We start from the raw sequence: 13,545 nt of genomic DNA, 5'->3' as shown, positions 1-13,545 counted from the left end.
TCCATGGTCGGTAGGTCGGGGGCCCGCAAAAGGCGTCATTGGCCAGCTCAGGCTAATTGGGGCGCCGCGACCGGTGTCAACTGGGGCCCGTGGGAAACTGGGAACCGTGTTGATCACCGGATTTCCCGCCGGCATGTTGCAGTGCAACTGCTATGTGCTGGCTGAGCGGCCAGGAACGGACGCCGTCATCGTGGATCCGGGCCAGCGGGTGATGGGCCCGTTGCGGCGCATCCTCGACGAGAACCGGCTGACCCCGGCCGCGGTGTTGCTCACCCACGGACACATCGACCACATGTGGTCCGCGCAGAAGGTGTCCGACACCTACGGCTGCCCGACCTTCATCCACCCCGAGGACCGGTTCATGCTGAAGGACCCGATCTACGGCCTGGGCCCGCGGGTGGCCCAGCTGGTGGCGGGCGCCTTCTTCCGCGAACCCAAGCAGGTCGTCGAGCTGGACCGCGACGGCGACAAGCTCGACCTGGGCAGCGTGACGGTCAACGTCGACCACACCCCGGGCCACACGCGCGGGTCGGTGGTGTTTCGGGTGTCGTCCGACAAGGACGACAAAGACTATGTGTTCACCGGTGACACCCTGTTCGAACGCTCCGTGGGGCGCACCGACCTGCACGGCGGCAGCGGCCGCGACCTGCTGACGTCGATCGTCAACAAACTGCTGGTGCTCGACGACGACACCGTGGTCCTGCCCGGGCATGGCAACGCCACGACCATCGGCGCCGAGCGGCGTTTCAACCCGTTCATCGAAGGCCTGAGCCCGTGACCGAGTTCTCCGCTCCCAAGGGCGTTCCCGACTACGTGCCGCCCGACTCGGCACAGTTCGTGGCGGTCCGCGACGGGTTGCTGGGCGCCGCGCGCCGGGCCGGCTACGGGGACATCGAGCTGCCGATCTTCGAGGACACCGCCCTGTTCGCCCGGGGCGTCGGCGAATCCACCGACGTGGTGTCCAAGGAGATGTACACGTTCGCCGACCGCGGCGACCGCTCGGTGACGTTGCGCCCCGAGGGCACCGCCGGGGTGGTGCGCGCGGTGATCGAGCACGGGCTGGACCGCGGCGCGTTGCCGGTCAAACTCTGTTACGCGGGACCGTTTTTCCGCTACGAGCGCCCGCAGGCCGGCCGCTATCGCCAGCTGCAACAGGTGGGCGTGGAGGCGATCGGTGTGGACGACCCGGCGCTGGATGCCGAGGTGATCGCGGTCGCCGACGCCGGCTTCCGGTCGCTGGGACTCGACGGGTTTCGCCTGGAGATCACCTCCCTGGGTGACGATAGTTGCCGCCCGCAGTATCGGGAACTCTTGCAGGAGTTCCTGTTTGGGCTAGACCTTGACGACGAGACTCGCAGGCGCGCCGAGATCAACCCGTTGCGGGTGCTCGACGACAAGCGCCCCGCGGTGCGGGTCATGACGGCCGACGCGCCGGTATTGCTCGACCACCTGTCCGACGTCGCCAAGCAGCACTTCGACTCTGTGCTGGCCCACCTGGACGCGCTCGGCGTGCCGTATGTCATCAACCCGCGCATGGTGCGCGGGCTGGACTACTACACGAAGACCACCTTCGAGTTCGTGCACGACGGCCTGGGCGCGCAATCCGGCATCGGCGGCGGCGGCCGTTATGACGGCCTGATGCGCGAGCTCGGCGGCCAGGACCTGTCCGGGATTGGGTTCGGGCTCGGCGTCGATCGCACGCTGCTGGCGCTGCGCGCCGAGGGCAAGAGCGTGGGGGAGCAGACCCGCTGCGAGGTGTTCGGGGTGCCGCTGAGCGAGCAGGCCAAGCTCCAGCTGGCGGTGCTGGCCGCGCAGCTGCGTGCGTCCGGCGCCCGGGTCGACATGGCCTACGGCGACCGCGGCCTCAAGGGCGCGATGCGCGCGGCCGACCGTTCGGGCGCCCGCGTCGCGCTGGTGCTCGGCGACCGCGACATCGAGGCGGGCACGGTCGGGGTGAAGGATCTCACGACGGGCGAGCAGATTTCGGTGCCCGCTGAATCGGTTGTCGCCGAAGTTCTTTCACAACTCGGGCGGTAGCCCCGTCTTTATTTCTTGCTCGGAATGACGATGACCACGATCAAGGTGAGGATCGAGAAGAACAACCCGAGAATTCCCCAGCCCAGCGGGTTGCGGCCCTTCATCATTGCGATTAATGCGCACACAATTGCGGCGATCACGCTGCCGATGGCGACGAAAATTCCTTTGATGCCGCGCAGGATAAAGCCCGCCGCGACCGGGTCCGAACTCGCCAGAATCACCGAATGCAACATTGCAGGTCCTTTCATGAGGGGCCCTGACTTGATACCCACCCGAATGCGGGACAAAACCGCGGCCGGGTTTATGCGCTCGGCCGGAAAGCGGGTTATCCGTGCGGATAACCGCGCCGGACCGTGCGGTCCAGAATGCCCAGGGTGGCCCGCAATGCGCCCTCGGACAGAATCGGGAAAATCCCGGCTTCGCGCCACTTCGGGTCGATGTTCGACCAGTCGTAGAACGAGGTGACGACGGTGGCCGAGCCGTCTTCGGTCGGCCGGAGTTGATAGCCGTAGACATGCCCGATCGGCGGTTGGATCTGGCCGAGAACCGTCCACGCGATCAGGTGATCGCGGTCGAATTCCGTGATGTCGACGGTGACGTCATACTTGCCGAATTGCGGAAAGTCGTTCAACGCCTCGCGGTCCATGTGGACGACGAATTGGTCGCCGACGCCGTTTACCGGTGCGCCCTCCGCGTCCTGCAGCATTCCGGACGAGTCGATCGCGACGTGGCCCTGCGGGTCGCAGAGGACGGCGAATATGTCGGCCGGCGTGGCCGCGATCGTGCGTTGCACCTCGATGCGTTCGGTCATCATTTCCTCGCAGCCGCCGTAGTACGACACGATCGTGGCTCACTTTACGACCCGGGTGCGGAGCCCAGGGCGGTTCCGCGCGAAGCGCGCGATGGGGTGGGGTTCATCAGCCGTCCGTGCGCGATCACGGATCCGTGCTGCTTGAGCCGCTGGGTGCGGATGCTGACTTCGTAGGTGAGGACCTCGTCGATGGCCCCAAGCTGGTCGGCCAGGTAGCCGTACAGGTCGTCGACGTCACGACAGATGACCACCGCCATCAGGTTCTTCCTGCCGCTGACGGCGGCGGCGAATGCGACCCGGTCGTGCGCCGCGATTCGTTCTCCGACGTGCTGTGTGTGCCGGGGCGCGACCGTCAGCCACAGCATGGCGCTGAGGTGGTAACCGAGCCGCTCGGGAAGCACGTCGACGTCGTACAGCAACGCCCCGGCCGCTTCGAGCGCCGCCAGGCGCCTGCGCACTCGCGCCACCGACCATCCCGTGCGTTCGGCCAGCCGTGAGTAGGGGGTGCGGCCGTCGTCGGCCAGCGCGTCGAGCATGGGTCGGTCCTCGGGGACCGGCCGGGACGGCTGGCCGGTAGGTGTGCGGCCGTCGTCGGCGAGGATCCGGGCGGCCTGTGCTCCGCTGAGCTTGTGGCCGTAGCCCGTCCACGGCGCACTCGGGGGACGCCCGAACGTGTGCAGCACCGCGTCGATGTCGATGTCGATGACGGAACTCGTTCGCGGAAGCCGCTTCAGCAATACGTCGTCGCGGCTGTCGCCGACCGGTGCCCGGATGGTGCACACCAAGTCGGTCCAGCCGGACAGGACGTTGGCGTGCGACACGTCGGGGTTTCGGACCAGCGCTTCGGCCAGTTGCGGTATGCGCTCGGGCTTCGCGCGGACGCGGCAGACCCAGTGAGCCCAGTCGGCTTCACCGTCGACCCACGGGTTCTGTAGCCCCACGACGCGGACGACCCCCGTCCGGCGCAGCCGGTGGTAACGGCGGGCGACCGTTTGTTCGGTCGCTCCGACGACCTCGGCGATGCGGCGAAACGACACCCTGGGCGATATCTGCAACGCGTGCAGAATCTGGCCATCCAGCGCATCGATCATGAGCAATCTTAGCGAGATTTGGATAGAAGTTGAGGACTTATCAATACTTCCGGCCGTGTGGTGGTGTTTTCGTCGCTGCCGCTGCGAACCTTGCACCATGAAGCTGACGCGCAACGTCGTCCTGGTCACCGGCGGGGGTAGCGGCATCGGCCGCGGCCTGGCCGAATCTTTGCACCGCTTGGACAACGAGGTCATCATCGCCGGGCGCCGCCGCGAGGCCCTGGAAGCCGTCGCGGCCGCCAACCCCGGCATTCAGCGCCTGCACCTGGATCAGAGCAACCCGAGCAGCATCGCTCGGCTGGCTGCCGAGGTGAGGGATCGACACCCCGGGTTGAACGTCGTGATCAACAACGCGGGGATCATGCGCACCGAAAACCTGCTGACCGATGACACCACCGCGGCGGAGGCGATGGTTGCGGTCAACCTGCTCGGGCCTGTCCGGCTCACCGCGTCGCTGCTGCCGACCCTGCTCACGCAACGAGACGCCGCGATCATCAACGTCACCTCCGCCTTGGCGTTCGTACCCAAGGCGGTCGCGCCGACGTATTGCGCGACCAAAGCGGCGCTGCATTCCTACACCGAGTCGCTGCGCCACCAGCTGCGCGATACGGCGGTTGAGGTCATCGAGATCATCCCGCCACTCGTCGAGACAGAAATGCGACGCTGCATCGAAAACGTGCCCCATGCCCTGCCGCTGAATGCCTTTGTCGCCGAGACCATTTCGTTACTGCGATCCAAGCCGGACGCCGACGAGCTGGTGGTCGAAGCCGCCCGCCGTGTGCGATTGGCCGCGCGCGACGGCTCCTACGGCGCCATCTTCAATGCCGTCAATGACACGGCCCCGACAACGAAATAACGGAGGACGTCATGCAACTCGGAATCGGTTTGCCCAGCCACATCGCCCACGTGCCCGGGCCGTCGACGGTGCAGTGGGCCCGCCGGGCGGAGCAACGGGGATTCGCCGGCCTGGCCACCATCGACCGGCTGGTCTATGAGAGCCTCGACTCCATCGTTGCGCTGTCCCTGGCGGCGGGTGCGACCAGTGAAATCCGTTTGGCAACAAACGTTCTGCTGGCTCCGCTGTACCCGGCCGCGCTGCTCGCCAAGCAGCTCGCCACCCTGGCGGACGTCACCGACAACCGACTGCTCCTGGGTTTGGGTGTGGGCAATCGGACCGACGACTACGCGGCGGTCGGCGTGGACTTCGGCCGACGGGGACGGGTTCTGGACGACACGGTCGGCTTGTTGCGGCAGGCGTGGCGCGCCACCCCGGTCACCGGCGATAAGGGGTTGTGCCCGCGGCCGGTACACATTCCCATCCTGTTCGGGGGACGATCGGAGGCGACCATGCGACGGGTCGTGACGATGGGTGACGGCTGGTCGGCCGGCGCCCTGCGCGACTACGACAATCAGGCGTCCTTCGCCGATAGGGCGCGCGCGGCGTGGCGGGAGGCGGGCCGGTCAGGTCGGCCGCTGCTACACGCCAGCGTGAACTTCGCGTTCGGTGATGAGGACACCGTCCGGCTCGGCCGGGAGCACCTGCAGCGCTATTACGGCTTCAAACCCGACTACGCAGCTCTCAACGTCGACGACATGCTGACCACCCCGCAGGACGCGGCGGCCACCGTGCGCGCCTACCGCGACCTCGGTTTCGATGGGCTGGTGTTCCATCCCTGCGTCGCAGGGGTCGACCAGGTGGACCGCCTCGCCGACGCCGTGCTGTGAATCCCGGGCGCACCTTCGCCGCGCCGTGCGATCATGAGCGATGACGCGTCGCAGTGGCGTCAGTGAAGGGGGGTAAGGGTGGCATCTCACGTCTGGCGTGCGCTGGCGAGAAACGTTGTGGCCGTTGGGATCGGGGGAGTGGTAGCACTGGGAGTCGCCGCGTCGGCGAGCGCGACGCCCATCTTCGCCGGCTTGCCGGGTTCGCCCGCGCCGCTCGACGATCCCGATCCGGGTCAGCCCACCAATCCCTACGATCCGCGGTGCGCGGGAATGCCGGGATTGGGTCAGTGTCAGGGCGGCCCCTACGCCCCGATCAACGGCCCCGCGTCCCCGGGGTGCATCAGCATGCCGACCGATCCGGCGTGCGCGGGCGGCCCTTACGGCGTGCCGCCGCCACCCCCGGCTCCGCCTCAGATGCCGCCGCCAGCCCCCGACATGGCGCCCGACATGGCGCCGCCGATGCGGCCGCCCGACCCCGAGATGGCACCGCTCCCGATGCCGCCGCCCCGGATCGATATCCCCGAAGCGCCGGCGGCGGGCGGCATGCCGGGAATGCCGGGACACATCTAAGGGCGCTTGACACGATGTCGAACTGATGTTCGAATAAAGCATGCGCTGGGCGGGCCAGGCGGTCGCCGTCAACGGGGCGCCCGTCGAAGATGGGGCACTGCCGGGGCTGCAGCGGATCGGCCTCGTCCGCAGTGTGCGCGCCCCGCAGTTCGAGGGCATCACCTTTCACGAGGTGCTATGCAAGTCCGCGCTCAACAAGGTGCCGGACGCCTCCGCGCTGCCGTTCCGGTACACCGTCAACGGCTACCGCGGTTGCTCGCACGCGTGCCGCTACTGCTTCGCGCGGCCCACGCACGAATACCTGGACTTCAACTGCGGCAACGACTTCGACAGCCAGGTCATCGTCAAGACCAACGTCGTCGAGGTGCTGCGGCGCGAGCTGCGCCGGCCGTCGTGGCGGGGCGAAACCGTCGCGCTCGGGACCAACACCGACCCCTACCAGCGGGCCGAGGGGCGCTACGCGCTGATGCCCGGCATCATCGGCGCCCTCGCCGAATCCGGCACACCGCTGTCGATCCTCACCAAGGGTACGCTGCTGCGGCGCGACCTGCCGTTGATCGCCGATGCGGCGCAACATGTTCCGCTGTCGGTCGCGGTCTCGCTGGCCGTCGGTGACCCGGACCTGCATCGCGACGTCGAGCCGGGGACGCCGACTCCGCAGGCGCGCCTGGGACTGATCGCCGCGATCCGCGAGGCCGGCTTGGACTGTCACGTGATGGTGGCGCCCGTGCTGCCACATCTGACCGATTCGACAGAACATCTCGATCGGCTGCTCGGCCAGATCGCGGCGGCCGGCGCCACCGGTGTCACGGTCTTCGGCTTGCACCTGCGCGGCTCGACCCGTGGCTGGTTCATGGCCTGGCTGGCCCGCTCGCATCCCGAGCTGGTGGGCCGCTACCGCGAGCTGTATCGTCGCAGCGCGTACCTGCCCCCGGGTTATCGCGAGATGCTGCGGGGCCGCGCCGCTCCGCTGATCGCCAAATACCGGCTGGGCGGCGAGCTGCGATCGTTCCGTCAGCCCGCCCCGGCCATGCCCGCCGAGCCGGAACCCGTTCAGGCGACGTTGTTTTGACCTATGCCGGCTTGTCGCGGCGCGGCTTAGTCAGCGTGAACCGGTCCACCTCCGTGACCGCGCCGAACGGCCCGTTCAGCGCGTAATGCGTGGCCTTGATCGAGGTGTTGCCGCCCGGCTGGCCCGGGTCCACGTCGAACGCCGCGAAGCCGTAGGGATTGTCCCGGTCCCTGAAGGCGGACCACGGCGCGTCCTCGACGACGTAGATCGGCGCCTTGCGCCCGATCCCCGGATCGAACGCGCCGACGCCGGTCAGCACCCGACACCGGGGCTCGGGGAAGAAGAACGCGTTGGTGGGCGCGGATGTGCCGCCTCCGCCGATGACAAGGTGCACCGTTCCCTTGGTGGCGTCGATGACGTCCCCGCGGGTGTCGACGGGTATCGGTGTGCGAGTGTCGGTCTGCAGCGTGCCGCGCAAGGGGTGCGAGCGTTCGTAGTGGTGTTCGTGGCCGCACACCACCAGGTCGACCTGGTGCTGGTCGAACAACGGGAGCCATTCTTCGCGGATCCCCAGGTCGGCACCGTTGGCGGGCTTGTCGGCGCTCGAGATCGCCGTCTGGTGCATGCACACGACGACCCAGTCGACGTCCGGGTCGCGCCGAGCGGCGGCGAGTTCGGCTGCCAGCCAACGCTTTTGCTCACCGCCCGAATATCCATGCACGTAGAAGTTGCCGCCGTCCTGGAACGCCACGTCGTCGTTGTTCAGGCTGATCACCCGCACCGAGCCGGCGGTGAACGAATACCACAGCCCGCGCGTCTCGGGGCTCGACCCCGAGTCGGGCACGGTGAAGTAGGCCTGATAGGCGCTGTAACCGATTGGGCCGTTGCCCAATTCGTTTTCGTGATTGCCCGCCGCCGGCATCCACGGCCGGTAGCGCGCCGAGCGGGTGTTGTTCTCGAACCAGGCCGACCAGCTACGGATCCGGTCCCGCGCGAGGTTGGCGTAGCACAGGTCACCGTTGACCAAGTTGAACAACGGGGCCATCCGCTCGACCGCCAGCGTGGTGTCGGCGGACGCGGGTGAGCCGATGTTGTCCGTGCCGTAACTGCCGTCGGGCATCCTCACCAGGTTCGGCGTGGACTGATCGCCGAAGCTGGTGAATCGGAAGGGCTTTCGGCCGGACGGTGCGGTCCGGATGGTTCCCATCTCCGGCTCGGCGCCGTCGTGCACGGCGGCGTACACGTAGTCGGTGTCGGGGGCCAGGTCGGTCAGGCGGGCGTGATTCACGCGGACTTCGGTGTTGGACTTGGCGTCGCGGTAGGTGCGCGTTTCGGCCGTGACGGTCCGGCCGAAGCCCGACGCCGGCGTGCCGTACATGACGCGGGGGTTTCGGATCGCGTCGACGGTGTGCCAGGACACCACCACCTCCGAGGCGGCCTGCCTGCCGAATTGCAGGTGCAGCCCGGTCACCGGCGGCGCGCCGGTCCGGCTCGGCTGGTAGACGAAGGCGGGCGCACTGCGGTGGGACGACACCAGGACGGCGCCGCCCCCGACGCCCGCCCCGAGGGCGGCCGAGACCGCGCTGGTGGTCAACAACCTGCGGCGGCTGATGCCGGAAGCGGGAGCACTGCCGTTGGGTGGTGCGGGATCCTCGGCCACCCCTGCTTCATACCCGAGCGGGGTGAACGTCGGCGGAACGGGCGCCAGTGGCCCGGCACAGATATGGCGGGACCTTGACTGCGCGTAGCCCGGTAACGAATTGGGTAGCGTTTTCGATATGACGAACGTGCGAATAGTGACCACGGGGGTCGCGGTGGCGACGTTTGCGGCCGCCGCAGCGGTGGCCGTCACGCCCTCGACCTCATCCGCGGACCCGGCCCGCCACCAGGTGACCTACACCATCACCGCCACCGGCAACCTCACCGGCAACGTCAGGTACATGAATACCGATCCGCCCAGCCAGGCCGCCTTCAACGCGAACTCGTCGCAGTTCCTCAACAGCGTGCAGACGGCGTTCTCCGCGGGGCAGCCGCTGGTGTACAACACGACGTTGAACGACCCGAATCAGTGGGCGTTCGTGAATGCGAGCGGCGGCTGTCACTGGCCGGACTGCGATTCGTCGAACACGCCGCAGATCCAGTGCCAGATCGCCGTCGACGGTCAGGTCGTGGTGACGCAGAGCGCCACCACCGGCGTGACCTGCTCGACGCGGCCCTGGTGAACCGGTAGGGCCCCCTAGCGGTGCACCCGCAGCGCGAGGTAGTACTCGTGCCGCCGGGTGTGGTCGAGCGTGTAACCGATTGCCTTGGTTACCCCGTCGTGGTCGGACTCCAGCCAGCGTTCGGTGTGCTGACGTTCGAATTCCGTCCACGACGGCACCGTGAACCGCTCGAGGACCGTGTCCGGATGCTCCAGGCTGTGATACAGCCCCCAGCTGTGGCCGCCCGTGCGCAGCCGTGAGCGCCGTACCGCGCTCATCGCCTCGACGAAATCCTGGAGGGTCTCCGTCGCGACGCGATAGCGCACGGTCACCAGCACCGGCCCGTCGTTGGGGCATGGCTCGAACACGACCATGGGCGTCGGCCAGGCGCGCGAGATGTCGCGGCTCAGTTTCCCGGTTTCCGGCCGGAGCCCCAGCGGGACGACGCTCAGCGCGGTGACGCCCAGCAACACCGCCGCCCCGGTCAACGCCACGCCGAGCCCCTCGCGGGTGGCGACGACACCCCAGAGATACGACCCGACCGCCTGTGAGCCCGTGAAGACCAGCAGGTACATCGCCAACCCCCGGGCGCGGACCCAGCGCGGCAGATGCAGCTGCGCCGCGGCGTTCAACGTCGTCAACGTGATCAGCCAGGTCATCCCCGACAACACCAGGAAGGGCGCCGCCGCGGCGAACGGCAGGAAGACCACCGCGAGCGTGGCGGCGCCGTACCCGGCCGCGCACCCGGCCAGCAGCGTGTTGGGCGGCACCTTCCGGCGCAACGGCGCCGGAACGGCGACGGCGAGCACCGCGCCGACACCGATGGCGCCCAGCGCCACACCGTAGCCGCCGGCCCCCAGGTGCCAGGTGTGGGCGGCAGTCACGGGCAGCAGCGCCAGCAGCGCCGAGCCGGGGAAGACGAACAGGGCCGCGCGCAGCAGGATCCTCCGGAAGATCGGGCCGTTGACCACGTAGCCCAATCCGGTCAGGATCGCCTGGCCCAGGTGTTCTCGTTCGATGGGCGCGATCTGCTTAGGTCGCCGCCACCGGGCCAGGGCGACGATGATGCCCACGAACGAGACCGCGTTGATCGCGAAGACCGCCGCCGGGCCGGCCACCGCCAGGACGATGCCGCCGATGGCCGGTCCCACCACCCGGGCGACGTTGACCGAGACGCTGGCCAGCGTCGCGGCGGAGGTGATCTGGTCGCGGGGGACGACCTCAGGTTGGATCGCCTGCCAGGCCGGCGCCGTGACCGCGGAGGCGACGCCGATCGCCAGGGTGAACAGCAGCAGTGCCGTCGGGGTGAGGCGCCCGAAGTAGGTGAGCCCCGCCAGCGCGAGCGCCACCACCACCGCGTACGACTGCAGGACCATCAGCAGCCGCCGCTGGTCGAACACGTCGGCGAGCGCGCCGGCGAACAGCGCCAGCACGAGCGTCGGGCCGAGGCTCGCGGTCTGGACCAACGCGACGACCGTGGCGCTGCTGTGGCCTTCGATCAAGACCCATTGCGCCGCCACGCTTTGCATCCAGGTGCCGACGTTGGAGACGAACTGCGCAACGAACAAGGCGCGGAATACCTGATTGCGCAACGGCGTCCAGACCGATATCTCCCCGCTGTCGGTGCGCTCCTGCGTCATGTCCGACATGCGAGCCTTTCGCGTCGTGCGGCGGGGTAGAAGTCTAGGACACCCACCCGACGCCCGCATGACGGCGCGGCGTCACCGCCGGACCCGGTCCGGGTGCCGACGGCACCGATTGGGACTAGCCCAAACTCGGGGCGGCGAAGGTGTCGCACTTCTTCGGGTCACCGGTCTGGTAGCCGACGGTGAACCAGTGCTGCCGCTGCTCCGACGAGCCGTGCGTCCACGACTCGGGGTTGACTCGGCCGGTCGCTTCCTTCTGAATGCGGTCATCGCCCACCGAGGCCGCCGCGGACAGGGCGTCGGAGATGTCCTGGTCACTCAGTGGCTGCAGGTAGGGCACGCCGGTGCTCTCCTGCTTGACGGTCGACGCGTAATGGGCCCAGATCCCGGCGTAGCAATCCGCCTGCAACTCAGTGCGAACACCGTTGCCGCCGGCGCCTTTCGCGCCCTGCTGCGAGCGGCCGAGGATGCCCTGCAACTGCTGGACGTGGTGGCCGTATTCGTGGGCGACCACGTACTCCTGCGCGAACGGCCCACCGCTGGAACCGAATTTGTCGACGAGCTCCTTGAAGAAGTCGGTGTCGAAGTACGCCGTCTGGTCAACGGGGCAATAGAACGGCCCCACCGCGGTGGTGGCCGGCCCGCAGCCGGTGTCCACCGAACCGGTGAACAGCCGCACATGCGGCCGGGTGTAACCCTGCATCAGCTGTTTCCACACCGCGTCCACGGAGTTGCCTGTGGCGACCACCCGGCACTGCACGTATTTGTTGGCGTCGGCCCCGGTCTTGCACTGGCTCAGGTCGAACCCGGGCGCCGAGTAGCCGCCCGTGTTCGTCTGCTGCTGGTTGATCACGCGGCCCGGATCGACGCCTAACAGCAACGCGCCGATCAGGATCAGCAGCCCGAGGCCGCCGCCCCCCACAGCCATCCCCATCCCGCCGCCGCCCGACGAGGAGGCGGTGCTGGTGTCGATCTGCATACCCTCGTTGAAGCTCATCGCCCGCTCCTAACGTTGCCCGGTTTCGGCGAACCGCGTATCGGTGTAGTTGCGCAGGTTGCGCAGGAATCGGCGGAGCCCCAGGTTCAGCAGCGGTCCCACCACGTACATCGCCAGGCGTGCCGGGCCCGCGGGCTGCTGCGCCATGGTCCAGGTCAGCCGGCAACCACCCGGGATGACCTCTACCCGGTAGTCCTCGGCGAACGCCGCGACGGCTTGCGTCGAGCATTCGTTGAACCGAAAAGCCATGTGGCTGAACGGTTCCCACGCCAGGAATTCTTCGTTCCCGACGAGGCCGCCGCGCATCTCGACGACGCGGGTGGTGCCGACGCCGCGCGGCTCGGGGCTGGTCCAGGTCACCTTGGTGATCACGCTCGCCCAGCGCGGCCAGGACTGGGCGTCGGCGAGGACCTCGAACAGCTGCTCGGGGGTGATGGCGAGGTCGACGCTGTTGCGGTAGACGAACGGCGCGCTGTCGATGAAGCTCAGGTCGACGCGGTCGCAGGGGAACATGGAAATAATCTAGCCGGGGCCGTCGCTCGCCGCGGCCAGCAGCGGCACAACGACGTCGCTGATCGGAGTCGCCAGGTTGTGCGCGCGGCCCTTGCGGATGATCACCCCGTTCCGGATGTCCCATTCCATCTTCCGGTGGTGCTCCCGGTCGGCCAGGATCGAGGTGCCCATGTCCTCGGGCGCGCGGCGGAACATGTCGGCCACCTCGCCGACGACGGAGTCGGGCAGCTTGGCGCCCTCGGCCCGCGCGACCGCCAGGCATTCGGCGACGTAGCGTCGCGACAGTTCGGTGACGTCGTCGCGGCGGAACATGCCGGATCGCCGCCTGGACAGCGCCATCAACCCGGCCAGCGCATTGGTGAGCAACTTGCGCCAGGCGGCGGTGATGAAGTCGGGATCGCAGTCCACCCGGCACCCGGCTTGACGCAGCAGCTCGGCGATGGTCTGCGGTGCGGGCCCACTGGGCAACACCAGTGCCGCCTCGTTGCGCAGCCGCACCCAGCCTTCTGGCTGGGTCTCCGCCGAGTACCACACGATCCCGGGCACCACCGGCGAGGACGGGCAGTGCGGCTGCACCTGCTCGACCTGCTCCACGCCGTTCTGCAACACGACGACGATGGTGTGCGGGCCGCACAGCCGGGCCAGCCAGCCCGACGCCGCTTCGTTCTGGGTGGCCTTGACCGCCAGCAGCACGACGTCGACCGGACCGGTGACCTCGCTCGGATCGGTGTGCACGGGGCCGGGTACCACGATCGGATCCGCGCCGTCCGGCCGCAATTCGATGCGTTCGCGCGGGGTGTGGCCGCACACCAGCACCGGATGCCCGGCCTGGTGGAGCAGCGCGGCGATGGTCGTGCCGACGGCGCCGGGACCAACGAGTGCGATCTTTGAAACAAGGTCTGTGACGATAGGACCGAAATTACCTCCCTCTAGACTGGGCAC

15 protein-coding genes are annotated in these 13,545 nt (G+C 68.3%); 7 read left to right on the top strand and 8 right to left on the bottom strand.

The window, feature by feature from the left end:
• The first annotated feature begins 106 nt into the window (after positions 1–106).
• Positions 107–778 carry an MBL fold metallo-hydrolase gene (locus ACEL92_RS16810; RefSeq protein ID WP_374021859.1) on the top strand — a complete coding sequence of 224 codons (672 nt, stop codon included), beginning with the start codon at positions 107–109 and terminating at the stop codon, positions 776–778.
• Complete coding sequence (gene hisS, locus ACEL92_RS16805; RefSeq protein ID WP_374021858.1) at positions 775–2,037, top strand: histidine--tRNA ligase; 1,263 nt, start codon at positions 775–777, stop codon at positions 2,035–2,037. Before ACEL92_RS16810 ends, hisS begins: the two co-directional genes overlap by 4 nt.
• Before the next feature lie 8 nt (positions 2,038–2,045).
• Here hisS and ACEL92_RS16800 read toward each other — a convergent pair whose 3' ends face one another.
• From ACEL92_RS16800 to ACEL92_RS16790, 3 genes are all read right to left on the bottom strand, one after another.
• Positions 2,046–2,270 (bottom strand): deoxyribodipyrimidine photolyase, encoded by a 225-nt coding sequence (locus ACEL92_RS16800; protein ID WP_374021857.1) that lies wholly within the window; start codon positions 2,268–2,270, stop codon positions 2,046–2,048.
• Between the two features lie 92 nt (positions 2,271–2,362).
• Complete coding sequence (locus tag ACEL92_RS16795; protein WP_374026247.1) at positions 2,363–2,848, bottom strand: SRPBCC family protein; 486 nt, start codon at positions 2,846–2,848, stop codon at positions 2,363–2,365.
• A 44-nt stretch (positions 2,849–2,892) separates the two neighbouring features.
• Complete coding sequence (locus tag ACEL92_RS16790; protein ID WP_374021856.1) at positions 2,893–3,939, bottom strand: Lrp/AsnC family transcriptional regulator; 1,047 nt, start codon at positions 3,937–3,939, stop codon at positions 2,893–2,895.
• Positions 3,940–4,036: 97 nt separating this feature from the next.
• Here ACEL92_RS16790 and ACEL92_RS16785 point away from each other — a divergent pair, with 97 nt between their 5' ends.
• From ACEL92_RS16785 to ACEL92_RS16770, 4 genes are all read left to right on the top strand, one after another.
• Positions 4,037–4,795, top strand: coding sequence for an SDR family oxidoreductase (locus tag ACEL92_RS16785; RefSeq protein ID WP_374021855.1), 759 nt, complete (start codon positions 4,037–4,039; stop codon positions 4,793–4,795).
• A gap of 11 nt (positions 4,796–4,806) precedes the next feature.
• Complete coding sequence (locus ACEL92_RS16780) at positions 4,807–5,664, top strand: LLM class flavin-dependent oxidoreductase (RefSeq protein WP_374021854.1); 858 nt, start codon at positions 4,807–4,809, stop codon at positions 5,662–5,664.
• Between the two features lie 138 nt (positions 5,665–5,802).
• Entirely contained in the window at positions 5,803–6,234 is a 432-nt protein-coding gene (locus ACEL92_RS16775; RefSeq protein WP_374021853.1) for a hypothetical protein, read from the top strand.
• A 40-nt stretch (positions 6,235–6,274) separates the two neighbouring features.
• Complete coding sequence (locus ACEL92_RS16770; RefSeq protein ID WP_374021852.1) at positions 6,275–7,306, top strand: Rv2578c family radical SAM protein; 1,032 nt, start codon at positions 6,275–6,277, stop codon at positions 7,304–7,306.
• A 1-nt stretch (position 7,307) separates the two neighbouring features.
• Here ACEL92_RS16770 and ACEL92_RS16765 read toward each other — a convergent pair whose 3' ends face one another.
• The gene (locus ACEL92_RS16765) at positions 7,308–8,906 is read right to left on the bottom strand and encodes a purple acid phosphatase family protein (protein WP_374021851.1); all 1,599 of its coding nucleotides are present in this window, start codon (positions 8,904–8,906) and stop codon (positions 7,308–7,310) included.
• A gap of 118 nt (positions 8,907–9,024) precedes the next feature.
• Between ACEL92_RS16765 and ACEL92_RS16760 the strand changes: the two genes are divergently transcribed.
• The gene (locus tag ACEL92_RS16760) at positions 9,025–9,468 is read left to right on the top strand and encodes a hypothetical protein (RefSeq protein WP_374021850.1); all 444 of its coding nucleotides are present in this window, start codon (positions 9,025–9,027) and stop codon (positions 9,466–9,468) included.
• Positions 9,469–9,482: 14 nt separating this feature from the next.
• On the opposite strand, the gene ACEL92_RS16755 is transcribed toward ACEL92_RS16760, so the two are convergent.
• From ACEL92_RS16755 to ACEL92_RS16740, 4 genes are all read right to left on the bottom strand, one after another.
• Entirely contained in the window at positions 9,483–11,096 is a 1,614-nt protein-coding gene (locus ACEL92_RS16755) for an MFS transporter (protein WP_374021849.1), read from the bottom strand.
• A gap of 115 nt (positions 11,097–11,211) precedes the next feature.
• Positions 11,212–12,090, bottom strand: coding sequence for a neutral zinc metallopeptidase (locus ACEL92_RS16750; RefSeq protein WP_374021848.1), 879 nt, complete (start codon positions 12,088–12,090; stop codon positions 11,212–11,214).
• Between the two features lie 9 nt (positions 12,091–12,099).
• Positions 12,100–12,603: an SRPBCC family protein gene (locus ACEL92_RS16745; protein WP_374021847.1), complete on the bottom strand. Its 504-nt coding sequence runs from the start codon at positions 12,601–12,603 to the stop codon at positions 12,100–12,102.
• 9 nt (positions 12,604–12,612) lie between these two features.
• Positions 12,613–13,545: an oxidoreductase gene (locus ACEL92_RS16740; protein ID WP_374021846.1), complete on the bottom strand. Its 933-nt coding sequence runs from the start codon at positions 13,543–13,545 to the stop codon at positions 12,613–12,615.

This window comes from Mycobacterium hainanense, from assembly GCF_041890355.1.
Classification (GTDB): domain Bacteria; phylum Actinomycetota; class Actinomycetes; order Mycobacteriales; family Mycobacteriaceae; genus Mycobacterium; species Mycobacterium hainanense.
This window is presented reverse-complemented; position numbering and strand designations above follow the sequence as displayed.

Excerpts from the sequence above, each read along its gene's own strand:
- ACEL92_RS16795 (WP_374026247.1), bottom strand. The coding sequence starts at position 2,848 with ATGACCGAACGCATCGAGGTGCAACGCACGATCGCGGCCACGCCGGCC.
- ACEL92_RS16745 (WP_374021847.1), bottom strand. The coding sequence starts at position 12,603 with ATGTTCCCCTGCGACCGCGTCGACCTGAGCTTCATCGACAGCGCGCCG.
- ACEL92_RS16800 (WP_374021857.1), bottom strand. The coding sequence starts at position 2,270 with ATGTTGCATTCGGTGATTCTGGCGAGTTCGGACCCGGTCGCGGCGGGC.
- ACEL92_RS16790 (WP_374021856.1), bottom strand. The coding sequence starts at position 3,939 with ATGATCGATGCGCTGGATGGCCAGATTCTGCACGCGTTGCAGATATCG.
- ACEL92_RS16760 (WP_374021850.1), top strand. The coding sequence starts at position 9,025 with ATGACGAACGTGCGAATAGTGACCACGGGGGTCGCGGTGGCGACGTTT.
- ACEL92_RS16785 (WP_374021855.1), top strand. The coding sequence starts at position 4,037 with ATGAAGCTGACGCGCAACGTCGTCCTGGTCACCGGCGGGGGTAGCGGC.
- ACEL92_RS16770 (WP_374021852.1), top strand. The coding sequence starts at position 6,275 with ATGCGCTGGGCGGGCCAGGCGGTCGCCGTCAACGGGGCGCCCGTCGAA.
- ACEL92_RS16780 (WP_374021854.1), top strand. The coding sequence starts at position 4,807 with ATGCAACTCGGAATCGGTTTGCCCAGCCACATCGCCCACGTGCCCGGG.
- ACEL92_RS16755 (WP_374021849.1), bottom strand. The coding sequence starts at position 11,096 with ATGTCGGACATGACGCAGGAGCGCACCGACAGCGGGGAGATATCGGTC.
- ACEL92_RS16750 (WP_374021848.1), bottom strand. The coding sequence starts at position 12,090 with ATGAGCTTCAACGAGGGTATGCAGATCGACACCAGCACCGCCTCCTCG.